The organism is Pseudomonas sp. 31-12, assembly GCF_003151075.1.
GTDB lineage: Bacteria > Pseudomonadota > Gammaproteobacteria > Pseudomonadales > Pseudomonadaceae > Aquipseudomonas.
Genome location: NZ_CP029482.1, coordinates 4990668 through 5016978 on the forward strand (window position 1 = coordinate 4990668; position 26311 = coordinate 5016978).

At 58.9% G+C, this 26311-nt stretch carries 19 protein-coding genes; 8 read left to right on the forward strand and 11 right to left on the reverse strand.

Annotated elements, in window-relative coordinates:
• Positions 1-15 precede the first annotated feature (15 nt).
• From DJ564_RS23540 to DJ564_RS23560, 5 genes are all read left to right on the forward strand, one after another.
• Complete coding sequence (locus DJ564_RS23540) at positions 16-1350, forward strand: TRZ/ATZ family hydrolase (RefSeq protein ID WP_109633736.1); 1335 nt, start codon at positions 16-18, stop codon at positions 1348-1350.
• A 58-nt stretch (positions 1351-1408) separates the two neighbouring features.
• Positions 1409-2107 (forward strand): bifunctional 2-polyprenyl-6-hydroxyphenol methylase/3-demethylubiquinol 3-O-methyltransferase UbiG, encoded by a 699-nt coding sequence (gene ubiG / locus DJ564_RS23545; RefSeq protein WP_109633737.1) that lies wholly within the window; start codon positions 1409-1411, stop codon positions 2105-2107.
• A 4-nt stretch (positions 2108-2111) separates the two neighbouring features.
• The gene (mupP, locus tag DJ564_RS23550; protein WP_109633739.1) at positions 2112-2783 is read left to right on the forward strand and encodes an N-acetylmuramic acid 6-phosphate phosphatase MupP; all 672 of its coding nucleotides are present in this window, start codon (positions 2112-2114) and stop codon (positions 2781-2783) included.
• Positions 2784-2972: 189 nt separating this feature from the next.
• Positions 2973-3713, forward strand: a complete 741-nt coding sequence (locus DJ564_RS23555; RefSeq protein ID WP_109633741.1) for a YciK family oxidoreductase — start codon at positions 2973-2975, stop codon at positions 3711-3713.
• Between the two features lie 374 nt (positions 3714-4087).
• On the forward strand, positions 4088-5014 hold the full coding sequence (locus DJ564_RS23560; RefSeq protein ID WP_109633743.1) for a GGDEF domain-containing protein: 927 nt from the start codon (positions 4088-4090) through the stop codon (positions 5012-5014).
• Between the two features lie 142 nt (positions 5015-5156).
• Here the strand turns inward: DJ564_RS23560 and DJ564_RS23565 are convergent, their stop codons facing one another.
• From DJ564_RS23565 to DJ564_RS23595, 7 genes are all read right to left on the reverse strand, one after another.
• The gene (locus DJ564_RS23565; protein ID WP_371921988.1) at positions 5157-5918 is read right to left on the reverse strand and encodes a TenA family transcriptional regulator; all 762 of its coding nucleotides are present in this window, start codon (positions 5916-5918) and stop codon (positions 5157-5159) included.
• Positions 5919-5996: 78 nt separating this feature from the next.
• Positions 5997-8456 (reverse strand): EAL domain-containing protein, encoded by a 2460-nt coding sequence (locus DJ564_RS23570; protein WP_109633746.1) that lies wholly within the window; start codon positions 8454-8456, stop codon positions 5997-5999.
• 135 nt (positions 8457-8591) lie between these two features.
• On the reverse strand, positions 8592-10409 hold the full coding sequence (locus tag DJ564_RS23575; RefSeq protein WP_109633747.1) for an ABC transporter ATP-binding protein: 1818 nt from the start codon (positions 10407-10409) through the stop codon (positions 8592-8594).
• A complete protein-coding gene (locus DJ564_RS23580; RefSeq protein WP_178082354.1) occupies positions 10402-11004 on the reverse strand; it encodes a DsbA family protein in 603 nt (200 codons plus the stop codon). The genes DJ564_RS23575 and DJ564_RS23580 overlap by 8 nt, the downstream gene beginning before the upstream one ends.
• A gap of 39 nt (positions 11005-11043) precedes the next feature.
• Complete coding sequence (locus DJ564_RS23585; RefSeq protein WP_109633750.1) at positions 11044-11985, reverse strand: rhodanese-related sulfurtransferase; 942 nt, start codon at positions 11983-11985, stop codon at positions 11044-11046.
• Between the two features lie 285 nt (positions 11986-12270).
• Positions 12271-12570: a BolA family transcriptional regulator gene (locus tag DJ564_RS23590; protein ID WP_017340055.1), complete on the reverse strand. Its 300-nt coding sequence runs from the start codon at positions 12568-12570 to the stop codon at positions 12271-12273.
• Between the two features lie 12 nt (positions 12571-12582).
• Positions 12583-13107 carry a DUF2059 domain-containing protein gene (locus DJ564_RS23595; RefSeq protein WP_109633752.1) on the reverse strand — a complete coding sequence of 175 codons (525 nt, stop codon included), beginning with the start codon at positions 13105-13107 and terminating at the stop codon, positions 12583-12585.
• 191 nt (positions 13108-13298) lie between these two features.
• Between DJ564_RS23595 and DJ564_RS23600 the strand changes: the two genes are divergently transcribed.
• Positions 13299-14693 (forward strand): class II fumarate hydratase, encoded by a 1395-nt coding sequence (locus DJ564_RS23600; RefSeq protein WP_109633754.1) that lies wholly within the window; start codon positions 13299-13301, stop codon positions 14691-14693.
• Positions 14694-14822: 129 nt separating this feature from the next.
• Here the strand turns inward: DJ564_RS23600 and DJ564_RS23605 are convergent, their stop codons facing one another.
• Positions 14823-15782: a DMT family transporter gene (locus DJ564_RS23605; RefSeq protein ID WP_109633756.1), complete on the reverse strand. Its 960-nt coding sequence runs from the start codon at positions 15780-15782 to the stop codon at positions 14823-14825.
• 210 nt (positions 15783-15992) lie between these two features.
• On the opposite strand from DJ564_RS23605, the gene DJ564_RS23610 reads away from it, so the two are divergent.
• Positions 15993-16187 carry a DUF6316 family protein gene (locus DJ564_RS23610; RefSeq protein ID WP_109636176.1) on the forward strand — a complete coding sequence of 65 codons (195 nt, stop codon included), beginning with the start codon at positions 15993-15995 and terminating at the stop codon, positions 16185-16187.
• A 138-nt stretch (positions 16188-16325) separates the two neighbouring features.
• On the opposite strand, the gene DJ564_RS23615 is transcribed toward DJ564_RS23610, so the two are convergent.
• Both DJ564_RS23615 and pap read right to left on the reverse strand, forming a co-directional pair.
• Positions 16326-17510 carry a thiolase family protein gene (locus DJ564_RS23615; protein ID WP_109633758.1) on the reverse strand — a complete coding sequence of 395 codons (1185 nt, stop codon included), beginning with the start codon at positions 17508-17510 and terminating at the stop codon, positions 16326-16328.
• 102 nt (positions 17511-17612) lie between these two features.
• Positions 17613-19136, reverse strand: coding sequence for a polyphosphate:AMP phosphotransferase (gene pap / locus DJ564_RS23620; RefSeq protein WP_109633760.1), 1524 nt, complete (start codon positions 19134-19136; stop codon positions 17613-17615).
• A 175-nt stretch (positions 19137-19311) separates the two neighbouring features.
• Between pap and mnmC the strand changes: the two genes are divergently transcribed.
• Positions 19312-21294, forward strand: a complete 1983-nt coding sequence (gene mnmC, locus DJ564_RS23625) for a bifunctional tRNA (5-methylaminomethyl-2-thiouridine)(34)-methyltransferase MnmD/FAD-dependent 5-carboxymethylaminomethyl-2-thiouridine(34) oxidoreductase MnmC (RefSeq protein WP_109633762.1) — start codon at positions 19312-19314, stop codon at positions 21292-21294.
• A 5-nt stretch (positions 21295-21299) separates the two neighbouring features.
• Here mnmC and DJ564_RS23630 read toward each other — a convergent pair whose 3' ends face one another.
• Complete coding sequence (locus DJ564_RS23630; RefSeq protein WP_109633764.1) at positions 21300-26129, reverse strand: NEL-type E3 ubiquitin ligase domain-containing protein; 4830 nt, start codon at positions 26127-26129, stop codon at positions 21300-21302.
• Between the last annotated feature and the right edge of the window lie 182 nt (positions 26130-26311).

The following is a 26311-nucleotide window of genomic DNA, read 5'->3' on the forward strand; positions in this document are numbered from 1 at the left end:
TGGAACCGACCCTCGATGCCGAACACTGCCGCTGCGCTCGACCTGTTATTGCTGCCGACCTGGCTGGTACCCGTCGAACCCGCTGGTGTTGTCCTCAAAGAGCACGGCCTGGGCATCCGCGACGGTCGTATCGTGTTTATCGGCCCAAGGTCGGCTGCGCTGAAGCTTAACGCAACCGAAGTGCGCGAGTTACCGGACATGTTGCTCAGCCCCGGCTTGATCAATGCCCATGGGCATGCGGCGATGACACTGTTCCGGGGCCTGGCCGACGACCTGCCACTGATGACCTGGCTGGAAAACCACATCTGGCCCGCCGAGGCCAAGTGGGTCGACGAAGACTTTGTACGCGATGGCACTGACCTGGCCATCGCCGAGCAGATAAAAGGTGGCATCACCTGCTTCTCTGACATGTATTTCTTCCCGAAGGTTGCCAGCGAACGCGTGCATAACAGTGGCATTCGTGCACAAATCGCCATTCCGATCCTCGACTTCCCGATTCCAGGGGCCAGCTCGGCGGACGAGGCCATTCGTCAGGGCGTCGAACTGTTCGGCGATCTCAAGCACCACGAGCGCATTAAAGTCACCTTCGGCCCTCATGCGCCTTACACCGTGGGCGACGAAAATCTGGAGAAAATCCGGGTGATCGCCGAAGAGCTGGACGCCTCGATTCACATGCACGTCCATGAAACCGCATTCGAAGTACAGCAAGCGGTCGAGCAGCGTGGTGAACGCCCGCTGGCTCGACTCGGGCGCCTGGGCTTGCTCGGCCCGCGTTTCCAGGCCGTGCACATGACCCAGATCAGCGATGAAGACTTGGTGCTGCTGGTAGAAAGCAACACCAATGTGATTCATTGCCCGGAGTCCAACCTCAAGCTGGCGAGCGGTTTCTGCCCGGTCGAGCGCCTGTGGCAGGCCGGCGTCAATGTCGCGATCGGAACCGATGGCGCGGCCAGCAACAATGACCTCGATTTGCTTGGCGAAACCCGCACTGCCGCGTTGCTGGCCAAGGCTGTCGCCGGCTCCGCTACCGCGCTGGACGCCCATCGTGCGCTGCGCATGGCCACACTCAACGGCGCCCGTGCGCTGGGGATCGAGACTGAAGTCGGCTCGCTGGAAGTCGGCAAAGCCGCGGACATCGTCGCGTTCGACCTTTCAGGCCTGGCTCAGCAACCGGTCTACGATCCGGTTTCGCAGCTTATATACGCCACCGGCCGGGACTGCGTGAAACACCTGTGGGTCGCCGGCAAGCAACTGCTCGACGACCGTCGCCTGACCCGCCTGGACGAAGAGCAGCTCTGCGCCACCGCCAAGGCCTGGGGCCAGCGCATCAGTGGCCACACCGAATTGTAAGCACCCCGGCCTGAACATCGGGGCAACAGGATTTTTCAAGTTTTAGAGGACTTAAACCATGAGTAACGTCGACTACGCCGAAATCGCCAAATTCGAAGCCCTGGCCCATCGTTGGTGGGACCGCGAAAGCGAGTTCAAACCGCTGCACGACATCAACCCGCTGCGGGTCAACTGGATTGACGAACGGGTCAATCTGGCCGGCAAGAAAGTCCTCGATGTGGGCTGCGGTGGCGGCATCCTCAGCGAAGCCATGGCCCAGCGCGGCGCTACCGTCATGGGTATCGACATGGGCGAAGCGCCGCTGGCGGTCGCGCAATTGCATCAGCTGGAATCCGGCGTGAGCGTCGAATACCGGCAGATCACCGCCGAAGCGCTGGCCGAAGAAATGCCCGAGCAGTTCGACGTGGTCACCTGCCTGGAAATGCTGGAGCACGTGCCGGATCCATCCTCGGTGATCCGCGCCTGCTTCAAAATGGTCAAACCGGGCGGCCAGGTGTTCTTCTCCACCATCAACCGCAATCCGAAGGCGTACTTGTTCGCCATCGTCGGCGCCGAATACATCATGAAGCTACTGCCGCGCGGCACCCACGACTTCAAGAAATTCATCCGCCCTTCCGAGCTGGGCGCCTGGAGCCGCATGGCTGGCCTGACCGTCAAGGACATCATCGGGTTGACGTACAACCCGCTGACCAAGCACTACAAACTGGCGGCCGATGTCGACGTCAATTACATGATCCAGACCCTGCGCGAGGAGTAAGCCGATGCGTATCAGAGCAGTCCTTTTCGACATGGACGGCACCCTGCTCGACACAGCGCCGGACTTCATTGCCATCTGTCAGGCGATGCGCGCTGATCGCGGCTTGCCGCCGGTTAATGACAAACACATCCGCGACGAGATTTCCGGCGGCGCCAAGGCGATGGTCGCCGTGACCTTCTCCATGGACCCGGAATCCCCGGGCTTTGAAGAGCTGCGCCTGGAGTTCCTTGAGCGTTATCTCAAGGATTGCGCGGTCCACAGCAAACTGTTCGACGGCATGGGCGAATTGCTGGCCGACATCGAGAAGGCCAACCTCATCTGGGGTGTGGTGACCAACAAACCTGTGCGCTTCGCCGAGCCGATCATGCAACGGCTGGGGTTGGCTGAGCGCTCGGCGCTGCTGATCTGCCCGGATCATGTAAAGAACAGCAAGCCGGACCCGGAGCCGTTGATACTGGCGTGCAAGATGCTCGAGCTGGACCCGGCCAGCGTGCTGTTTGTGGGCGATGATCTGCGCGATATCGAGTCTGGCCGCGATGCCGGCACCAAAACGGCTGCCGTGACCTACGGGTACATTCACCCGGACGACAACCCTCGGCACTGGGGGGCGGATGTGGTGGTTGATCATCCGCTGGAGTTGCGCAAGGTGTTGGATAGCGCCCTCTGTAGCTGCTGAGTACCGCAGATTTAGTGGCGAGGGAGCTTGCTCCCGCTGGGGTGCGAAGCGCCCCCTCCACCTACAACCGCATTCTGTCAGGCACACCGTATCTGCTGAAATTACGACTGCTTCGCAGTCGAGCGGGAGCAAGCTCCCTCGCCACAGGTTCGGTCTCCGCCTTATTGTTGAATTGTTGTGAGGTTTCTTATGTTTGATTATTCCGCCCGCCCTGAATTGCTCAAGGACCGGGTCATCCTGGTCACCGGCGCAGGGCGCGGCATTGGCGCTGCGGCGGCGAAAACCTACGCCGCCTATGGTGCAACCGTACTGCTGCTGGGCAAGACCGAAGCCAACCTGACTCAGGTCTATGACGAAATCGAAGCCGCCGGGCACCCGCAACCCGCCGTGATCCCGTTCAACCTGGAAACCGCGCTGCCTCACCAGTACGACGAGTTGGCCGCGATGATCGAAACCGAGTTCGGCCACCTCGACGGTTTGCTGCACAACGCATCGATCATTGGACCGCGTACACCGATCGAGCAACTGTCCGGCGAAAACTTCATGCGCGTCATGCAAGTCAACGTCAACGCCATGTTCATGCTCACCAGCACCCTGCTCCCGCTGCTGAAGCTGTCCCAGGACGCTTCGGTGGTGTTCACCTCCAGCAGCGTCGGTCGCAAGGGCCGCGCGTACTGGGGCGCTTATGGGGTGTCCAAGTTCGCCACCGAAGGCCTGATGCAAACCCTGGCCGACGAAGTCGACACCGTCGCGCCGGTGCGGTCCAACAGCATCAACCCGGGCGCCACCCGCACCAGCATGCGTGCCCAGGCTTACCCAGGCGAAAATCCGCTGAACAATCCGACGCCCGAGGAGATCATGCCGGTCTACCTCTATTTGATGGGTCCGGACAGCACCGGCATCAACGGCCAGGCTTTCAACGCCCAATAACAACCGCATGTCGCTTTTCGTGTCGTGCCGAATTCCCGGCGCGGCACTTAAAGCGCCTCGCAAATACAGCGACCTTAGTCAAATCACCGTCGCTTGCCAATTCAAAAAACTCGTTTAGATCTCCCAAGATATTGATTTTGAACGTTTATTATTTAAAGGAACTCATTGGCATGACTTTCGCTCTAAATTTGCTCAGACACGCCGTGTGAAAGCAATCGGGCAGACACCTCAGTCGATAGGTTACTAATATTCGGCAAAGCGGACTAAACTTGCGCCAAATGTCCTACGGGACTGATGGACCAGTATGGCGCGCAGCCCAAAGCCGCTCTCACCCAGCCTGTAAGACAGCCTTACTGCTTAGGGGCTCACGCCATATGAAATCACCATCCCAGACCAACGCAATTGACTTCGACAGCGCCAAATTGCAACGCCTGGGCTTTGGTCAGCAACCTCCCATTCTGGAGCGGCCATTCAGCCTTGCACAATTGCGCCAGCAACTTGGCCAACAGCTGCAAACCAGTCTTGAACCACAACGCATTCTCGGACTTTTCTTCCGAGAAATTCAGCGCCTGGTGCCGCTGGATGCGCTGACTTATCAGCACCCGGCCAGCGATTTGCGTCTGGAGCTCGGCCAGCGCGGCCATCATTCCGTCAGCTATAGCCTCAGTCATGAAGGCGAGAACCTCGGCGAACTGGTGTTCCGCCGTAATCAGCGATTCAGCGAGTACGAACAGGGCAACCTGGAATCGTTGCTGTCCACTCTGCTGTTCCCGATGCGTAACGCCCTGCTCTACCGGGCCGCGACGCAAAGTGCATTGCGCGACCCCTTGACCGACACCGGCAATCGCATCGCCATGGATCAGACCTTGCAGCGTGAAATCGAGATGTCGCGACGTCACTTGATGCCGTTGTCGCTGCTGATGCTGGACATCGATCACTTCAAGAACGTTAACGATAACTACGGTCACAGTGCGGGCGATGACGTACTCAAGGCTGTCGCCGCCGCGATCAAGAACCAGCTGCGCAATGTGGACATGGTGTTCCGGTTTGGCGGCGAGGAGTTTCTGATCCTGCTGTCCAACACCAGCCGGGAAGCCGCTGCCATGGTCGGTGAACGACTGCGGTTTGCGGCGCAGGCGCAGAATTACAAGGCCGACGGCAATATGGTCGAGCTGACGGTCAGCCTGGGTTGTTCGACCCTGCTGCCCGGTGAGTCTGCCGAGAGCTTGTTGCGCAGGGCCGATAGCGCGCTGTATGTCGCCAAGCGCGAAGGGCGTAACCGGCTGGCCATGGCGGGTTAAAACTTTTAGCTGCGCCACATAACCAATGTGGGAGCGGGCTTGCTCGCGAATACTGACTGACATTCAACGATGATGTTGACTGACAATCCGCATTCGCGAGCAAGCCCGCTCCCACATTTTTTTGGCTGGAATTGCCTATGGATCAGCTTTCGGCCAATGCCATGCGCTCACGCGCGACCGGAGCCTTTTCCGAGTGCTCCAACTGCATACAACGCTCCAGAAACAGGTGCATGTAGTCGTAGCTCTTGCACACAGCCTCGCGCAATTCCACTTGCAGGGATTTGCTCGGGTTCATGCCCGCCAGCGTGCAGATGATTTCCAGCGCTTCCCAGGGATGGGCATCGTCGTACTGGGCATGCATCTTCAACCATTTCATGGCCCGCTTGCGCTCTTCCTCCGGGAACGCTGCCGCGTAGACACCATTGGAACAGACCAGCGCCGACCACTCCCCGGTCGCGCCTTCAATGGCGTAGTTGGTTGCGGCGATAGCGACGATCAACGAATCCGCCGAACTGGTGTGCCAGCACCAGTGGCTCAACGCGTGCAATTCGGGAGCAACGTGTTGCGCTTGCAGATCTTCCAGGCTGACACCATGGGCTCGACTCCAGTTTACCCAGTAATCGGCATGGTTCAGTTCGACACGAATATTGCGCATCAACCAACGACGCGCCATGTCTTCACCTGGGTGGCGAGCAAAACGAGTCTTGGTCAGGTTTTGTGCCATGTATAACGCGAACTGTTCAACGACCGGCCAGCCACCAATAAGGTACTGACGCATGGTTTTTGCGCTGAGTTTATTGTCTCGCATGCGCTGATACAGTTCGTGTTCGACAACCCGGCGCTTACTCTCGCTGCAATCCTTGATGAGCTGTTGTGCCCATACCGGGTAACTTGCGGCTTCCATGAGTGGTCCGGTTCGGTTGAATGTGTCGATCACTGTCGGGCTCCTTTTGATTGTGATTGTTAGGATCAGCAAGAGATTTCAACGGAACGTGCCAGGCGCCTTGAATAACAAAGGTTGAGGCCTGGCAGGACGACTTTGCAAACTATCGCAGGTAAACAGATGCGGGCGTTCAATGACATACCCTTGAGCGAAATCGACCCCGATCTCCAGCAATGCCTGCTCGATCTGGGGTGTTTCTACAAACTCGGCAATCGTGCGCTTACCCATGACATGGCCGATGTGATTGATCACTTCTACCATGGCGCGGTTAATCGGGTCGTCCAGCATATCCTTTACGAAACTTCCATCGATCTTCAAGAAGTCTACAGGTAAATGTTTCAAGTAGGCGAACGAGGACATCCCGGCGCAGAAGTCATCCAATGAAAAGTGGCAACCTAAACCTTTGAGTTCATTGATAAATCTAATTGCACTTCCCAAATTTGAAATTGCGCTGGTTTCTGTAATTTCAAAACAAATCATTTCAGGTGGAATGGACCAAGTAACAAACTGTTCCCTCAGGAAGTCCAGAAACGCGTCATCTCCTATAGTAGTGCCTGACAGATTAATCGCACACATGGCCAAAGGACCTTCGCGCTCTTCGGCTATACATTGAGCAATGATCTTGAAGACGTTCTGCACTACCCAACGATCAAGTGCGGTCATCAGGCCATAACGTTCGGCAGCCGGAATAAAACTGTCGGGCAATATCATGCGCCCGGCTTCATCATGTAGACGCAACAGGATTTCTATATGTCCGCCGCCGCGTTCAGTATGGCCAAGGGGAGCAATTTCCTGGGAGTAGAGGCAAAAGCGGTCTTCCTCCAGCGCCATGTGCAGGCGCTGTACCCACGCCATCTCACCGAAACGCAGGGACAGTTCCGAATCATCGGCGTTGTACACCTGAACCCGGTTACGGCCCTTTTCCTTGGCCATGTAACAGGCCATATCGGCAGCACGCAGCGAAGCTTCGAGGGTGGTCGGGGTTTGCGCGATATGCACCATCCCGATGCTCACCGTGGTGACGAAAGGCCGGCCTTTCCAGACAAAGTGCAGGTTTTGCACGGTATGGCGCAGGCTCTCGGCAATTTTCTCGGCGACGTCCGGCGGACAGTTTTCCAGCAGAATCCCGAACTCGTCACCGCCCAGCCGGGCCAGGGTGTCGCCTTCGCGCAGGCCCGATTGCAACAGCGCGCAGATATGCCGCAGCAGTTCGTCACCCGCCGCATGGCCACAGGTGTCGTTGACCAGTTTGAACTGGTCCAGATCGAGGAACATCAAGGCGTGGCGCCCGGCGTATCGCGTCAGGTTGTGCAGCGCCTGCTCCAGGCGATATTCGAACTCGCGACGATTGGCCAGCCCGGTCAAGGCGTCATGGGTCGCCTGCCAGGACAGGTTGGCGATGTACTGCCGCTCCTGAGTCATGTCATGCAACACCAGCACCGCGCCACTGACCTTGTCGGCGTTGCGGATTGGCGCCCCGACCAGGGTGACCGAGACGGTGCTGCCATCCAGGCGCTGGATCAGCTTGGAATGCTCGCTGCCGCCGCTGAGCTGACCGCTCAAGATGTGCTCGATCAAGGTAAAACCATCGGCCTGAGCGTTGTCATCCAGCAGATTGAACAAGGCCGCCAGCGGCAAGCCGATGGCCTGCTCGCCTTTCCAGTGGGTCAACGCTTCGGCCGCCGGGTTCATATAGGCGATTGCACCGTCGACATCCGTGGTGATCACCCCGTCACCAATCGATTGCAGGGTGATCTGCGCCCGGTCTTTCTCCAGCTGCAAGGCCTCGGCAAAGGCATGGCGCTGCTTGAGAAGCTTGTGTGTGCGCATCAAGGCCAATGCAATCAGGCCCAGGGCCGTGGCCAGGTTCGTCACCAGCAGCAGGCGCAGAATCAAGCGCGAGCCCTCGCCCAAGGCATCGCTGAAGGCTTTGGCGGCAGGCGTCACACCATCGTTGATCGCAAATATCTGCTCCTTCCAGCGCTTGATGTCGGCGTCCGACGCCTGATTTTCGGTAATGCGCTGGTGCATCTCTTGCGCGACGTCATCGAGTTGCACCAGGTACGCGTCACCCACCGTCCAGCGGTCGATGGCTTTTTCCAGGTAACTGAAATGCCTGAAATTGAGGTACAGCCAGATTACGCTGGAGACGTCGTCGGGGTGATTGCCACCCTTGAGAATCGCCACCCGTGCGGCTTCGATATTCGGTGGCTGGTGATCCAGCGCCACGCGCAACTCGTGGCCACCCTGCGGTACGGCAATGGCGTTCTGGTACTTGAGGAAAATGGCCCCATCGCGACTGTCCGCGTAGAGATTGAGGTAATAGATGGCGTCTTTCTGGCCCTTCGACCACAGGCTCTCCCCGGCCACATAGCCGCGGACTGCCGAAAGCACATAGAGACTGACCCCGCCCAACAGCGCTTGAAATAGCACTACGGCAATAAATGGCCAGACGATGCCCAACAACCTGGGGGTTCCGAGAGTCCGCTTTTGCTTCATGAGGTCCCTTGCATTAGCACTGCCAGATCATCATCCAACGTGATCGCTACAGCTAGACTAGGGTGCGTATTCGATCCCGGCAAGCCAGTGGCCATATTTTGCGTACTCTTGCCGTCAACCTGGCGCGAACTGTCACTAATGCTGCTGCAAATGGCCATAAAGCTTGGCGTATAAACCACCTTCGGCAATCAGCTGCTGATGGTCGCCATCCTCGGCAATTTGCCCGCCGTCGAACACCAGCACCCGATCGGCCTGTTTAACCGCCGACAACCGATGCGCAATGATCAGCGTGGTGCGGTTGCTCAGGAACCGCGCCAGCGCCTGGTGCAGGTTGTATTCGGTGGCCGCGTCCAGCGCCGAGGTGGCCTCATCGAGGATCACGACCTTGGGTTCGGCCAGCACCATTCGCGCAATCGCCAGCCGTTGCCGCTGGCCACCGGACAACCGCACGCCAGAGCGTCCGACGATGCTGTCCAGACCATCAGGCAACTCTCGAACAGTTTGGTTCAGCTGGGCAATTTCCAGGGCCTGCCAGCAGGCTTCGTCGCTGCGCACACGGCCCATCGTCAGGTTGGCGCGCACAGTGTCGTTGAACAGCGCGGGGTGTTGCAGGACCACGGCGACGTTTTCGCGCACGGTCTCCAGGCCGATCTCTTGCTGGGTCGAGCCACCGAAGCGGATGGTCCCGGCAAGGGGCGTGTACAACCCCAACAGCAACTGCACCAAGGTGCTTTTACCGCCACCGCTGGCACCGACGATTGCCACTTTTTCACCGGGGGCGATGGACAGATCCATCTGGTTCAACACCAACTCATCGCCGTATCCGAAACTCAGGCCCTGGACTTCGATGCCCACGGTGTCCCGTCCCTGAAACGGATCGACACCGCCGGGGTATTGCGGCTCATCGGCACGGGCCAGCAGCTCGTTGATTCGCGACAGCGCACCACCGGCGGCGTAATAGGCGTACTGCAAATTGAGCAGCTGCTCCACCGGACCGATCATGAACCACAGGTAACTGAACACCGCCAGCATCTGGCCGATGGACAAGTCGGAGAACAACACGGTGAGCATCGCCGCGGCACGAAAAATATCGATGCCGAACTGGAACAGCAAACCACTGGCGCGGTTCGACGCATCGGTCTTCCACTGCGAGTTCACCGCATAATCGCGCACTTCCCGGGCCCGCTGCCCCAGGCGCCCGAGGAAAAAGCCCTGACGGTTGCCGGCGCGCACTTCCTGAATCGAGTCGAGGGTTTCGGTCAGGGCCTGGGTGAACCGCGAGGTGCTGTCGTTCTCGAGCTTCTTCAGGTGCTTGACCCGCTTGCCCAGTTGCACCGTGGCGTAGATCACCAGCGGGTTGAACAACATGATCAGCAATGCCAGCTTCCAGTGCATCCAGATCAGAATGCTCGCGGTACCGACCAGCGTCAGCATCGCCACCAGGAATCGGCTGAGGGTCTCGCCGACAAACTTGTCCAGCGTGTCCAGGTCCGTGACCAGATGCGTGGTCACCGTGCCGCTGCCCAGGCTTTCGTATTCGCCCAGGGAAATGCGCTTGAGCCGTTCGATCAGCCGGATGCGGATGCGATACACGATGTCTTTGGCCAGCGCCGCGAACAACTTCGCCTGCACCACGTTGAACAGCAAGGCGCCACAGCGCAGCAACAAAGTCACCAGCAGCATCAGGCCGATGTAGCCTGCCGCTTTCTGCCAGCCTTGCGGCAACGCGTGGTTCATGATTTTCAGCGCAGAATCGCCGTGCCCCAACAGCACTTCGTCCACCAGCAATGGCAGCAGCAGAGGAATCGGCACGCTGCACAGAGTGGCCAGTACCGCTACGCCATTGGCGATCCACAGGGATTTTTTATGGTGAAGGGCAAGCCGCCGGATTTCAGCCCAACTCAGCCGATCGACACGCTTGGGAGCGGGCGTGTCATCGGGCAGGTCATGCACAGGCCGCGCGCTCCAGCCAACGGCCGAGCAATGGCGACAATTCACTCAAGGGTTGATAGCCATTGGTCAACAGCGCCAGTTGCCCGTTACGTTCAGCCAGCAACGTAGGGAAGCCGGCAATGCCGAGGTCCTGGACCCAGGTGAAATCAGCCGCGGTGGCGGCGTGCTGATCGGCACGGTCGAACGCGGCCGCAAATTCGATGCGCGGCAGGCCGGCCTGCTCGGCCAACTCAACCAGGACACTGGCGTGAGTGACGTCTCGACCTTCGGCGTAGAACGCGTGTTGAATCAACCCGAGCAGTTTCCACGCGCAATCCGGTGCCAGGTTGCGCGCCGTCACCAGCGCCCGGCAGGCAGGCTCGGTGTCGTAGACAAAGCCGTCAGGCAACGCGCCTTCGGTCTTGAACGGTTGGCCGGTGGCTTGGGTGACGGCCTGCCAATGCTCAAGGATGTAGCGCCGGGTGGTCGGCTCCAAGGCGGAGCCGCTGCCGGTGCGCAAGCCGCCCACCACCAGATGCACGTCCACCCCTGCCGCCTGCGCCTGCTCGACCAACGCGTTGGCGACGGGAGCAAAGCCCCAGCACCAGGAACACATCGGGTCCATCACGTAGAGCAGGCGTTGGGCAGACATGGTTCAAGCCTCTGAGGGAGTTTGCTTGTAGTTGTAGCCGATCGGGTGAGGCAGGTTGCGCGCCTTGGCCAGTTCGATCTGCTTCTGCCGATCAATGGCGCTGCGACGGGTCTTCTCGCTCAGCGTATCCCAGCAATGCGGGCAACTGATGCCAGCCACGTAATGCTCGGACGCGCGGTCTTCGACGCTTACCGGCGTACGACAGGCATGACATTGATCGTAGTCGCCTTCGCTGAGGTCATGACGCACGGTCACGCGGTTGTCGAACACGAAGCAGTCGCCCTGCCACTTGGTTTCTTCCTGCGGCACCTCTTCGAGGTACTTCAGAATGCCGCCCTTGAGGTGATAGACCTCGTCAAAACCCTGGCTGAGCATGTAGCTCGAAGCCTTCTCACAACGAATGCCGCCGGTGCAGAACATCGCGACTTTCTTGTGCACGGCCGGGTCGAAGTGGGCTTTGATGTAGTCAGGGAACTCGCGAAAACTAGTGGTTTTCGGGTCGATGGCGCCTTCGAAGGTGCCGATCGAGACCTCGTAGTCGTTGCGGGTGTCGATCAACAGCACTTCAGGATCGCTGATCAGCGCATTCCAGTTCTGTGGATCGACGTAGGTGCCGACCTTTTTGTTCGGGTCCACGCCTTCGACGCCGAGGGTGACGATTTCTTTCTTGAGTTTGACCTTGGTGCGGTAGAACGGCTGGTCGTCGCAGTACGACTCTTTGTGGTCGATGTCGTCCATGCGCGGATCGTTCTTGAGCCAGGCCATCAGCCCGTCAATGCCTTCGCGGCTGCCGGACACAGTGCCGTTGATGCCTTCTTCGGCGATCAGCAGCGTGCCTTTGATGCCGTTGTCGACCATGGCTTGCAGCAATGGCTCACGCAGGGCGACGTAATCTTCCAGAGTGACGAACTTATACAGTGCCGCCACGACAATCTGTTGTGTCATGGGTGATTCTCCAGGTGGCTACCCTCGTAAGGGGTGAACCGGATTCAAAAAAAACGCGCCGGGTGAGCGGCGCGTTGCGGATTCTAGCAAAAAAGGTGTGGGTTCAGGACTGCGAGATGCCTTTGTGGCGAGGGAGCTTGCTCCCGCTCGGCTGCGAAGCAGTCGTAATGCTGGCAACTGCACTCTTTCAGACAGAACGCTGTTGCAGGCTCCGGGACTGCTTCGCAGTCCAGCGGGAGCAAGCTCCCTCGCCACAACAGCCCATCAGTCCTTCAGCCCATCACATCAATGCTTGCTGCCGCCAGCACAGGTCGGTGAGGCCGGGGCCGCGTCGATCTGTGCCCATTCTTCAGGCGTGTAGGTATGCAGCGCCAACGCATGGAACTCGCCCATCAGCTCGCCGAGCGTGCCGTAGACTTTCTGGTGACGCTTGACGCGGTTGAGCCCTTCGAACTGCTGGCTGACCACCACGGCCTTGTAATGGGTTTGCAACCCACGACTGTGCATATGGCTTTCATCCAGCACTTGCAGATGCTCGGGCTGTAACAGGCCCAGCGTCGATTCGATGCGTTGTTGCATGGTCATACCCGACTCCGCTTAAGGCTTTTTCTTGGCTGGAGCGGCGGCGCCCTTAGGCTCCAGCTCGGCAGTCATGTCAGCCAGCAGTTTGTTGACCACAGGCACCGCGCTTTCCAGTTTGGCTTGAGTCATCTGGGCCGATTGCTGAGTCAGCTGCGGCATTTTTTCCAGGACTTTCTTGCCCAGTGGCGACTTGTAGAACGCAACCAGGTCTTTCAGCTCGGATTCGCTGAAGTTGGTGGTGTAGAGCTTGACCATGTCCGGCTTGAGCTTGTTCCAGCCAATGGCTTGGTCCAGCGCGGCATTGGCTTTGGCCTGGTAAGTTTCCAGCAAGGCTTTTTTCGATTCAGGGGCTTTGGTCTGTTCAAAACGCTGAGCGAACATTTGCTGCACTTGCATGTACACCGGAGTGCCCAATTTGTCAGCGTGCGCCAGGGTCAGGAAAGCTTCGGCACTGGCGTTGTGGCTGGCGGTATCGGCAAAAACAGGGCCGCTGGCGCAAACCAGTGCAACCGCGGTACAGATGGCACGAAGACGAGTCATCGAGTTTCCTTTTCTAGCAGGCGAGGTAAAACCCCAAGGGCGTCCATTCTGCGCCTAAAAAAGTGTGTCACTCAACCCCAAGCCTTGTCGGGCCTGAATTAGAGGGGTTGAACGGTCAAAAACCAGACTGATGGAACCACGGCCGGCGATCACGGCCTAAACTGCGCTATCGACCTACAGGAGTGTGCAAGATGAGCCGTATCGAAACCGACAGCCTTGGCCAGGTGGAAGTCCCGGATGAGGCCTACTGGGGCGCTCAGACGCAACGCTCGCTGATCAATTTCGCCATTGGCAACGAACGCATGCCGCTGGCCGTGCTGCACGCACTGGCCCTGATCAAAAAAGCCGCGGCGCGGGTCAATGACCGCAACGGCGACCTGCCCGCCGACATCGCCCGCCTGATCGAACAGGCCGCCGACGAAGTGCTCGACGGCAGCCACGACGACCAGTTCCCGCTGGTGGTCTGGCAGACCGGCAGCGGCACCCAGAGCAACATGAACGTCAACGAAGTGATCGCTGGTCGCGCCAACGAACTGGCCGGTAATCCTCGCGGCGGCAAGACCCCGGTTCACCCCAACGATCACGTCAACCGCTCCCAAAGCTCCAACGACTGCTTCCCGACCGCCATGCACATTGCCGCCGCCCAAGCGGTGCAGCAGCATTTGCTGCCGGCGATCAGTGAACTCTCCGGTGGCTTGGCCGAGTTGTCGGCGCGGCACATGAAACTGGTCAAGACCGGCCGCACCCACATGATGGACGCCACGCCGATCACCTTCGGCCAGGAACTATCGGCATTCATCGCGCAACTGGATTACGCCGAACGGGCGATCCGCAGTGCGCTGCCGGCAGTCTGTGAACTGGCCCAGGGCGGCACCGCCGTCGGCACCGGGCTGAATTCGCCCCACGGTTTTGGTGAAGCGATCGCCGCAGAGCTGGCCGCCCTCTCCGGCCTGCCGTTTGTCACCGCGCCGAACAAGTTCGCCGCACTGGCCGGCCATGAGCCGCTGACCACCCTCTCGGGTGCGCTGAAAACCCTCGCCGTGACCCTGATGAAAATCGCTAACGACCTGCGCCTGCTGGGTTCCGGGCCACGCGCCGGTTTTGCCGAAGTGAAACTGCCGGCCAACGAGCCGGGCAGCTCGATCATGCCGGGCAAGGTCAATCCGACCCAGTGTGAAGCGCTGTCGATGCTGGCATGTCAGGTCTTGGGCAACGACGTTGCCATCGGTTTTGCGGCGAGTCAGGGGCACTTGCAGCTGAACGTGTTCAAACCGGTGATCATCCACAACCTGCTGCAATCGATCCGCCTGCTGGGCGATGGCTGCAGCAACTTCCAGCAGCATTGCATCACCGGGCTTGAACCCGATGCAGCGAAAATGGCTGAGCACCTGGAGCGTGGGTTGATGCTGGTGACGGCGCTGAATCCGCATATCGGCTACGACAAATCGGCGGAGATTGCCAAGAAGGCTTACAGCGAAGGGCTGACCTTGCGTGAGGCAGCGTTGCAGTTGGGGTATCTGACGGATGAAGAGTTTGATGCGTGGGTAAGGCCGGAGAATATGCTTGAGGCCGGTGCCAAGGGCTGAATCCAGTAGTGACTGTTAGTCCGCCATCGCAGGCAAGCCAGCTCCCACAGGTTTTGTGTCGTTCACGGAAATTGTGACCGGTGCAAAACCTGTGGGAGCTGGCCTGCCTGCGATGAACGATGACACGGTTTAACTGGCAGCCATCTTCATCCGCCGCGCCTTGAGCCCGGCAATCAACGACGGCCCAAGGGCCACCAACGCCGACCCCACCACTACCAACACCGCCCCGCCATACCCCAGACTATTGATCGTCTCTGCATGCACATATTCCGGCCATGCCCACGCCGCCACGGCCACCGCGCCAAACGTCACCAACGGCGTAATCGCCAGCGTTGCACTGACCCGCGAAGCTTCCCAATGGGCCAGCGCTTCGGCAAATGCACCGTAGGCAATCAAGGTGTTCATGCAGCACGCCAGCAGCAACCAGCCTTGCAGCGGGCTCAATTGCAATGCCTCCAGCGGATGCACCCACGGCGTCAGCAATAAGGCGCAGAACAGGTAGATCACCATCATCACCTGCAACGAATTCCACACCGTCAGCAATTGCTTCTGCCCCAAGGCATAGAAGGTCCAGACTGTGGACGCCAGTAGCACCAGCAACACGCCGGCGGTGTAATCGGTCAACGAGGTTAACAACTCGGCCAGGCGTTGATTAAAGAACAGCGCGAAACCGATCAGCAGCACCAGCAGGCCAGTCCCCTGCCCCACACTGAACCGTTCCTTGAACACAAACAGACTGGCGATCAGCAACATGATCGGGCCCATCTGCACCACCAGTTGCGCGGTGCCGGGGCTAAGCAGGTTCAAGCCCATCAGGTACAGCACGTAGTTGCCAACCAGGCCGAGCACCGCCATCAACACCAGCCAGCCGCCGCGCGGGCCGAGGACTTTGCGGCTGGGCAGGCGTTTGGTCGCTGCCAGATAAATGAACAGGCAACCACCGGACACCGTCAGGCGAAACCAGGTCACCGTCACCGGGTCCATCACCAGCAGGACTTGTTTGAGTTTGATCGGCAGGATTCCCCACAGAACCGCGGTCAACAAGGCCAGGAACAGACCGTAAACCCAGCGACCGGATGAAATGTGCATGCGAACCCCAAAGCCAGATAGCAAGAAACACCATTCTAGGCGCAGAGCCGGGTGCGACACAGGGACAGTTGGCGACGGGCCGCGAATAAAACTGTGCAGGTCGCACCATTAATCTGGCGAAGTGCCGTCGATCAGTTGGTCAGGCACCGCAAGTGGTTCATGCATAAGCTCATTGGATCCGCCAACCGGAACATCCTTCAGGAGATTGCCATGTACGGCATGCGCGCCCAAGACAACGCCCCCGCCACGCACTTTCGCTGCGACCGGGTGTGTCGGGTGAATGGGGAACTGTATTTCAGCACCCGGGAAAACACGCTGGAGGGACCGTTTGAGAACCCGAAGGTGGTGGCGCGGGAGATTCAGGCCTACATCGAGCGGATGCAGAGGTTGGGCACCAGACGTTAGACCGAGGCGTCTGCATCGCGGGCAAGCCCGCTCCCACAGGTTTTGTGGCGTAAGCAACATTTGCAATCGCCGCCAATCACTGTGGGAGCGGGCTTGCCCGCGATGGCTATTTCACAATCGCTACAAATCCTGAGGCATTTAACGCACAGCCTCAAACAACCCGGTAGCCCCCATCCCGCCACCCACGCACATGGTAACCACGCCATACCGCAAATTACGCCGCTGCAACTCCCGCACAATGTGCCCGACCTGACGCGAACCCGTCATGCCGAACGGGTGGCCGATGGAAATCGAACCGCCATTGACGTTGTACTTGTCGTTATCGATTTCCAGGCGGTTGCGGCTGTACAGGCACTGCGAAGCAAACGCTTCGTTGAGTTCCCACAGATCAATGTCGGCCACCTGCAGACCCTTGGACTTGAGCAATTTCGGCACCGAGAACACCGGACCGATGCCCATCTCGTCCGGCGCGCACCCTGCCACCGCAAAACCACGGAAGAACGCCTTGGGCTTGAGCCCCAGTTCCAGGGCTTTTTCAAGGCTCATGACCAGGGTCATCGAAGCGCCATCGGACAATTGCGAAGAGTTGCCCGCCGTCACCGAACCGTCCTCGGCAAACACCGGTTTCAACCCGGCCAGGCTTTCCAGGGTAGTGTCCGGGCGGTTGCAGTCGTCGCGATCGACGATCCCGTCGAGGATCTGGATCTGACCGGTGGCCTTGTCTTCAACCCGGTACTTCACCGCCATCGGCACGATTTCATCATCGAACAAACCGTCGGTCTGAGCCTTGGCCGTGCGTTGCTGACTTTGCAGCGCGTACAGATCCTGCTCTTCGCGGCTGACTCCGTATCGGCGCGCAACGATTTCGGCGGTCTGGCCCATGGGGAAATAGATGCCCGGTATCTGCTCTTTCAATAGCGGGTTGATCAAGTTGTCGGTGTTGACGCTTTTCATGGTCAGACTGATGGATTCGACGCCACCGGCCACGATGATTTCGCTGCAGCCCGACGCGATCTGATTGGCGGCGATGGCGATGGCCTGCAAGCCCGAGGAGCAGAAACGGTTGAGGGTCATGCCCGCAGTGCCGATGCCCAGCCGCGACAACACCGCGACATTGCGACCGATGTTGTACCCCTGGGCGCCTTCGTTGGAGCCCGCACCGACGATGCAATCCTCAACGCTGGCCGGGTCGATCCCGGTTCGCGCCAACAGGGCATCGACACAATGCGCCGCCATGTCATCCGGACGGGTCTGGTTGAACTTGCCGCGAAAGGATTTGGCCAGGCCGGTCCGCACGCTATCGACGATCACCACTTCACGCATGGCATACCTCATTGTTGTTGTCGGTTGAGAGTGGACCGAGCATAAGTCCACCTCATAACCAACCGCGACAATCATTCACCCCGCGTATGCGTAACCATCGGCTCACGACTTGCGTTTTTTGGCCTTCTTGTCGTGCTTGTCTGATTTATCGAACGCTTCTTCCAGCGCCTGGTTGATGGTGCGCAGGACCTTGACCCGGGCCCAGCGCTTGTCATTGGCCTCGACCAAGGTCCACGGCGAGATTTCGGTGCTGGTGCGGTCCACCATGTCGCCGACGGCCGCGCGGTAGGCATCCCATTTATCCCGGTTGCGCCAGTCGTCTTCGGTGATTTTGAAACGCTTGAAGGGAATGTCTTCCCGCGCCTCGAAACGCTCCAGCTGAGTCTCCTTGTCGATAGCCAGCCAGAACTTGACGACGATGACGCCCGATTCGGAAATCTGCTCTTCGAAATCGTTGATCTCGCTGTAGGCCCGCAGCCAGTCCGCAGGTGGACAGAAGCCTTCAACGCGCTCGACCAATACCCGGCCATACCACGAGCGGTCGAATACGGTGAACTTGCCCTTGGCCGGAATGTGCCGCCAGAAGCGCCACAAATACGGCTGCGCCCGTTCCTCCTCAGTGGGTGCGGCAATCGGCACGATGTCGTATTGGCGTGGATCGAGCGCCGCGGCAACTCGCCGAATCGCACCGCCCTTGCCCGCTGCATCATTGCCTTCAAACACCGCGATCAAGGCGTGTTGACGCATGCGTTTGTCGCGCATCAAACCCGAGAATCGCGCCTGTTCGGTAATCAGTTGTTCTTCGTAATCGTCCTTTTCCAGGCGCTGGCTCAGGTCCAGGCTGTCGAGCAGGTTGAGCTGATCGACATGGATCGGCAGCGGCGCAGCGTTGACCTTGGAGGGATGGATTCTGGATCGCTTCAAGGCACTTTGCAGGCCTTCGAGCAGGATCTTGCCCACCGCCAGACTGCGGTAATGCGCATCCACGCCTTCAATCACATGCCAGGGCGCGTAGTCACGGCTGGTACGGCGCAATACGCGCTCGCCGTACTTCACGAACTTGTCGTAGGTCTGCGATTGTTGCCAGTCCAGCGGACTGATGCGCCAGCTGTGCAAGGGGTCGTCGGCGAGTGCCTTGAGGCGCGCTTTCATTTGTTTCTTGGAGAGGTGAAACCAGAATTTGAAAATCAGCGCGCCTTCGTCGCAGAGCATTTTTTCAAAGCGCTCCGACTGGTTGATCGCCTGATCCAGCACCGCGTCCTTGAACAGACCATGGACCCGGCCCTGGAGCATCTGGCTGTACCAGTTGCCGAAGAAGATCCCCATGCGGCCCTTGGCCGGGAGCATCCGCCAGTACCGCCAGGCCGGGGGTCGCGCCAGCTCTTCATCGGTCTGCTGATCGAAGGTGCGGACCTCGATCAGGCGCGGGTCCATCCACTCGTTGAGCAACTTGACCGTCTCGCCCTTGCCGGCGCCTTCGATGCCGTTGATCAGGATGATCACCGGAAAGCGCTTTTGCTGCTGAAGTTCGAACTGCGCTTCGAGCAACGCTTCACGCAGCGCCGGTTCTTCAGCTTCGTAGGTTTCTTTGTCGATGGCGTGACCGATTTCAGCAGATTCGAACATGAATGGCTCCCTTTCCAGATTGAGCAAGACTAGCGGATTGAGTTGTTTTGCGTGGGAGAATCCATTTCTTCACCGCAACCACTGTTCCCTACAGGATTTTCTGCGAGTCGGCGGTCGTGCAAGCATCGCCACGTCGATCAGCTAGAATGGCCGCCTTGCCGTTGCCGAGCCTGCCATGAAACCTGTATTGCCTCACGCCCAACTCGACTGGGACGACCAGGGTCGCCCGTATTCGCGAGTGTTCGACGACGTCTACTTTTCGGACAAGTCAGGCCTTGAAGAAACCCGCTACGTATTCCTCGAACAAAACGGTTTGCGTGAACGCTTTGCCGAGTTGCCGGATGGCGGTCGGCTGGTCATTGGCGAAACAGGTTTTGGCACCGGACTCAACTTCCTCTGCGCCTGGCAGTTGTTCGAACAGCACGCTGTGGCCGGTGCGCGGCTGCATTTTGTCAGCGTGGAAAAGTACCCGCTGAGCCAGCCAGACTTGCAGCGAGCCTTGGCGTTGTGGCCGGAGCTCAAGCCGTTTGCCGATCAATTGCTGGCGCAGTACGTGGCGATCCATCAAGGCTTCCAGCGACTGATTCTGGACAACGGTCGCGTCACTCTGACCTTGTTGATCGGCGATGCGCTGGAACAACTGCCGCAACTGGACGCACAGATTGACGCTTGGTTTCTCGACGGTTTCGCCCCGGCGAAAAACCCCGACATGTGGACCGCCGAACTGTTTGCCGAACTGGCGCGGCTGGCGGCGCCCGGCTCGACCATCAGCACCTTCACCAGCACAGGTTGGGTACGCCGTCTGCTGAACGCGGCGGGCTTCAAGATGAAGCGCACGCCGGGCATCGGCCATAAATGGGAAATCCTGCGCGGCGTGTTTCTTGGCTGGCCTGAAGAAACACCTGCGCCTGTCGTGGCGAAACCCTGGTTTGCGCGTCCGGCCCCGCTCTCTGGCGAGCGTCGAGCCTTGGTGATCGGCGCCGGTCTGGCCGGTTGCGCCACGGCCGCCAGTCTCGCCATGCGGGGTTGGCAGGTGAGTCTGCTGGAACGACAAGACGGTATCGCGCAGGAAGCTTCGGGCAATCCGCAAGGCGTGTTGTACCTCAAGCTGTCGGCCCATGGCACTGCATTGTCACAGCTGATTGTCAGTGGTTTCGGCCACACCCGACGCCTGCTGGAGCACTTGCAGCGCGGCGTCGACTGGAATGATTGCGGCGTGCTGCAACTGGCCTTCAACGCCAAGGAAGCCGAACGTCAGGCACAACTGGCGGCGGCATTTCCCGAGGACTTGCTGCACACCCTCGATCGGGAACACGCCGAGATTCGCGCCGGTATCGCACTGCAATTCGGTGGCCTGTTTTACCCAGAAGGCGGTTGGGTGCATCCGCCAGCCCTGTGCTCATGGCAAGCAGCGCATCCCAATATCCGCATCCTGACCCATCACGATGTCCTGGAACTGCGTCGCGTGGAGGGTCAATGGCAAGCGTGGGATGGCGACCGGTTGCTGGCCGACGCACCGGTGGTGGTGCTGGCCGGCGCTGCCGAGATCAAGCGTTTCGACTTCAGCAGCGATCTGCCGCTCAAACGTATTCGCGGACAGATCACTCGCCTGCCGCAGACTCCTGCAAGCCAGAGCCTGAGCACCGTGGTGTGTGCCGAAGGGTATGTCGCGCCGGCCCGTCTGGGTGAGCACACCTTGGGCGCAAGTTTCGATTTCAACAACGACGACCTGACGCCCACCGCGGCCGAGCATGCCGGTAACCTGCAGATGCTCGAAGAAATCTCGGTGGACCTGGTCGCTCGACTCGGCGCAGACGCCTTGCGGCCCGAGGCACTTGAAGGTCGCGCGGCGTTTCGCTGCACCAGCCCTGATTACCTGCCGATTGTCGGCCCCTTGGCTGACAGCCGGGCATTCGCCGACGCCTACATCGCCTTGAGCAAGGACGCCCGGCAAACGCCGGACATCCCTTGTCCATGGCTGGACGGTCTGTACGTCAACAGCGGCCACGGTTCGCGAGGACTGATCACCGCGCCGTTGTCAGGCGAGTTGCTGGCAGCCTGGCTCGACAACGAACCGCTGCCATTGCCCAGAGCCGTGGCCGAGGCGTGTCATCCCAACCGTTTCAGGCTGCGTCGTTTGATACGCGGCAAGGCCTGAGGCGTTCAATCCAGTGCAAAGCAAGTCCTTGCTTCGTCAGCCTTCATGGCCGCCTCGGTGAGACGCTTCAACAAATCGGTCTCGGCCTTATTCAGCTCATCGGCGATGCCATCGACCACTGAGCGGTATTGCACGCCAAGCGTTGCCTGGCTTTCAAAGGCCGTCGCCATCCGCACGTGGAAAGGCGCAACCAGGTCGGTGAATTGCTTTTGATGACGTTGTCGCAAAAATTCGACCCAGAACGATCGGCTACTCAGGTCATCGAGCAATTCATGCGAAAGCTCCGCGGCTAAGACCTTGTTGATTGCCGTATTCAGGTTTCCCGGCGTCACGCCTCCAAGCGCTGCATAGCGCATATGCCTGGGCTGGCCGACAAGATTGAGTTTTTCAGCCAGACCGGTGCGGTAGGCCAGTTCGACTTCCACCGGATCAAGCTTGATTTTGGCATTTACAACATGTTCTTCAGCGAGCTTCGCAAGATAATCCTGGCGGAACAGGCGACGCGCCAGACTTAATAACCGGGCGGCCTCATCATGGGAATTCCCCGCCTGCCGAACCAACGTATCAAGCTCGACTGCTACCTCAAGATTTCCGAAAATCGTCGCTGCGGCATCATCGCAATTGCCTTTTACCGCCATCGTCAGCAATCGAGCGCGCAACTCAGAATCCCTCTCAGCCGCCTGAATGACGTCCCAGACCCGCCGGGTCATGTCCTCGCGCACAAAGCGGCTATCCGCCGTGTCTCCGACGGCTGCCAGCAATTCAAAGAACTCTTTCGAATCGGGTTCGTTCTTCAGTGCCAACCATGCACGGTTACGACTGGCATAGTTGCCTTCGAGCGGAGTGGGCATCCACAGGTCTCGAGCCCTTAGCTCAGTGAGCACCGCGGTTTCATCTTCCAGCAGGCCCATGCCAGTGCCCATATTGTCACGGTAAGCCTTCAGCTTGGTCAGACTCGCCTCGGAGACAGGGTTATTCGTTAGATTCATCGTTCGCGCGAATCGTCGAGGGGCCTGGAACAACCAATCTGGCAACTCGCGAATCTGGTTACCTTTCAGGTCCACCAACTCAAGATACGGCGGACGGTAAAGACCGACAGGCAGTTCGGTTGCATGAGTATCGCGCAACAGCAGCGTTTGCAGATCAAGCATTTTGCTGACATCGATTGTGGCCCCCAAACGATTGCCGCTGAGCCCCAGCGTGCGCAGATTGCGCATGTCCGCCAGTTTGCGCAATGTGTGCTCGGTCAGCTGTATCTGATTACCGTCCAACCGCAAGTGCTCGAGCCTGGGCATATGCGACAACACCTCAGGCAATCGTGTGAGTTGATTGCGCTCCAGTTCCAGCGTGACCAGCCCTTTGAACGGTTTGAGGAAATACACCAGCTCGTCTCCGGCCTGCATATCCTTGATTGAAAGGCTGCGCACATGTGCGACATCCTGTTCTGTCAGTGTCGGCAACGGGCCCACCGGGCTGCGCTCCAGTGTGAGCGCTGTAACGGGCTGATCTTGAGGCCAACGCGGATGCGAGATCCGACGCCAGCAGTTTTCGATGGTATTGGCCACCTGACGACGACTCACACGGATATCGTTGAGTTGGCCCGGCACCGTCTTCATTTGCACTTCATCGTCACGCCAGGTGTGCAGCACGCCGCGTAGTTTCTTCAGTTGTTGCTCCAGTTCCCTTATTCGATTCACCCGCTCCATTTGGGTATTTCCGGCATCATCGAGAAACGACGAAACCTGGGCATCCGTGAACAGCGGATAGAGTTTTTTGACTTTACGAATCAGGCCCCTTGCATAAGGGTTCGTAATGGGAGGATCTGCCTGGACACAGGCAGAAAGGTATTTCGGCGTCTCGCTGTGTTCCCCCCGTAGCACCCGCCCGGTCAGCGCCGGATCGCCGATGGCAACCCTCAGCAGCCGTGAGCGCAGTGTGGGGATATCCAATGATTCGTTGTTCGTGAAACCCATGCGGTTGCGTTGGGTGGCAGGCAATACGTCAAGTATCGACTCAAGCAGCGTGTCGCTCGTCACGGTGGAGGACTCATTGCCGTTGTTGTGGGTGACCTGATAGCCAGCGGTCTTCTTGACGATGACCCCGCGCGTCGGCGCGTCAGTTTCGCCCACACTGTCCAGCAAGGTACCGGTCACTGAGCCCTGTCGTACTTCAAGTCGATAGCCGTCGTCCCAGCCTCGCACCCGATTCATCAGCCCGAGCGCCAGTTTGTCGGTGTCGGCACTGGCCAGTAGCGGACGGTGCAACCCCATGAGTGCCCGGTCCTGCCGTATTGCTGACTGTGCCTCGCTGACCTGCCGGGCGAGATCCACGCCGGGGATCTTGCGGTCATGCAGAAAGCTGCGATCTCTGCCAGAGGCGTTTTCAAGCAACTCCTGACACATGCGAGTGGGAAGATCAGTGGCGTGTTCGCGCAGTGTCGCAACGTCACCGGAAGCCGTGCCGTCATAGGATGTATAGAGCCATTCATAGAGCGGCTGCCGATTGCTCCTGAGGCTTGTCGCGATCTCCTCGGCCAACAGCGACGCTTTCGAGCCCGTTGTCGTGCGACCGATGATGCCTTCGACTTCACTTGGGTAAAGCCCATCGATGACGGTATCGAGCAGTTGTCCCGCATCCAGTTGCGCCTGGCTGATGGGCACGCTGTTGACGCCATCATCATCGTGCGGGGCGGTCTCGGGGAAGCGGGACACGACCAGGTTTTCGTCGTCGCTCACTTCAATGAAGCGCTCTGCCGGCCAGCCTTGCAACCTGGGCAAGGTATGCAGTTGCTCCTGGACAAACGCTGTGTTCGCGGTCTCTGCCCGCTCCATCGCTGTGACCATCCTGGTGATGCGCTGGTCTATCTTGAAGCGCTCGACACAGTCATTCAGACGCTGCGGTAACTTGAAATTGCGTTCATGCAAATGGTGCAACTTGTCAGGCGTCATGCCGGTGATTTCGGCAATCGCGTCAAGGTCACTGCCGAGCTCGCTCAACCGTTGATCCGTGCGTACCAATGAATAAGCACCGTCGCGCCACTCGTGCGCGTATTCATAGACATGCCGCCAGCCACCCTCAACGTTTCGTTCGACGGCAGGCTGAAATGCGTCATTGCGTAAGGGATGCTTGATGGTCCAGGCCGCCCCCTCAGCATTGCGGGTGACTTGATAGCGAGCCCCGTCCATGACGATCGAAGTCTGCCCGGCATGCCGGTACAACCCTTGCGAATCTGGCTGCACGTCGCCAGCCAGTGTGGTGGATTGTTTGTAAGGTTCGAGGTCGGTCCTCCATAGTCTTGCTTTGCCATCAGGGCGATTCACCGCCTCGAAACCGTCGAAGAATGCCGCCTGTTCTTTCACGCCTCTGCTGACGGCTTGCGAGATGATTTTGCTGCCCGCCGCAAACGCCGCCATTTGTGCGACGTTTTCGACAACATTCAGCAAGTGCGTCAACGCCTTGGTTCGTTCACCGCGCGTCCAGTCAGCCACACCTTCGTACACCTCGCTGACGATGTCGACCACGGCCGTCACCAGCATCAATTGGCCGATCACGGGTACGAAAAAAGCGGCCGCGTTCAACAGCAGAAGGCCTCCATCCTGCAACATCTGAATGGTTTTTTCCCGTTGCTGCTCATCGACATCTTCGGTCGGGATCGCCAGAATTCGCGCATCTTGCTGGGTCTTGCTGACGAATGAACCGAAGAAAAAATCGGCGAGGCACGTATCGGCGGGAGCGGCAACGAGGGTGCCTAATGTCCTGTTTTTGTCGAATTGGGCAAAAAAACCGGTTTTATCGTGACCGTACAGGTACTGCCCGACGAAAAACTTCCTGTAGCTTGTACTTTGCAATTTGAGCGTGAGATAGACCTTGAAGTCCTCCAGCGAGGCGTATTCATACACGGGTCGCCGGGGTTCATTCGGCATGTAAACCACGCATCGGGCCTTAGACTCGGTATCGATGGATACCCTGGTAAAGACCAGCACCCCGCAGATGCAGGCGTCATGAATCGTCAAACCCTGCCAAAGCACCGGCCCGCCATCAAACGATGCGTCGCTGGTTTGCGCCGCCGGGACATCCTGTTCGACCACACTCAGCAGCATCGTATAAGCCGCGTGGGTGATGTCCTTTTTCAGGTAGGCCATGTGAAGGGCGACTTGCATGTCCAGCACCTTCAACCGCCGGATATCGGCAGTGGAGGCACGATCATCGACAGGCAAACCTTTTTCGGGCCTGGCCGGCAATCCCAACGCGTCGCTGACATGGCGCTGATAGCGGGCACCGAGGTCGAGATCGCGGCACAGTGCAGCGAATTTCGCAGGGGTTATTTCCGGGCTTGGCTTAGAAATCTTGTTGATGTGTATCGATGAGTCCTTGAAAACACCCTGGCTCAGGGTTTCTTCCTGGGTGAAGTTTTCCATGGCCATGTGCAGCAGGTTGCGTGAGGGTGTGTGTGTTTGATTCTGATAGCCGATCGGCAGCAGTCCTGTCGACACGTACCTTATATGGGTGACCTCCAGCGTGTCCCGCTCGACGTCGAAATCGATTGTCCATCTGCGCTTGAGGAGATCGGTCAGTTGCCCTTTGCAAAACTCGTCCAACGGCTTGAGCGCCTCAAGCGCCGCTGTGGCCTTGCCTTGAACGACGAAGGATTGCTCGAACGCGGCTCTCAAAGCTTGCACCACGGTCAGATCTGCAGTAGCCAACCATTCAGGAATAGACGCTTGCAGCACTTGCGCCTTGTCCAGATCTGCGGTGTGCTCCAGCAGCGCCTCAAGACGTTGCGCGGGTGTTATTGGCACGGCCGCCGTAGCGGCTTTTGAGGGTGTGGCTGACATGAGCAATATCCTTATTGCGGTAAGAGATGCTCAGTCTATGAAGTGCAACAGGCAATTGATAATTCGAATACTGGGTCGAATCGCCTTGTTTCCAAGCAGCTACTCGTATGCATCACATCAATAATTACCGCCCTTGCAACGCACACCTGTGCTGCACCCGCCATTTGTCCGGCAACCCCAGC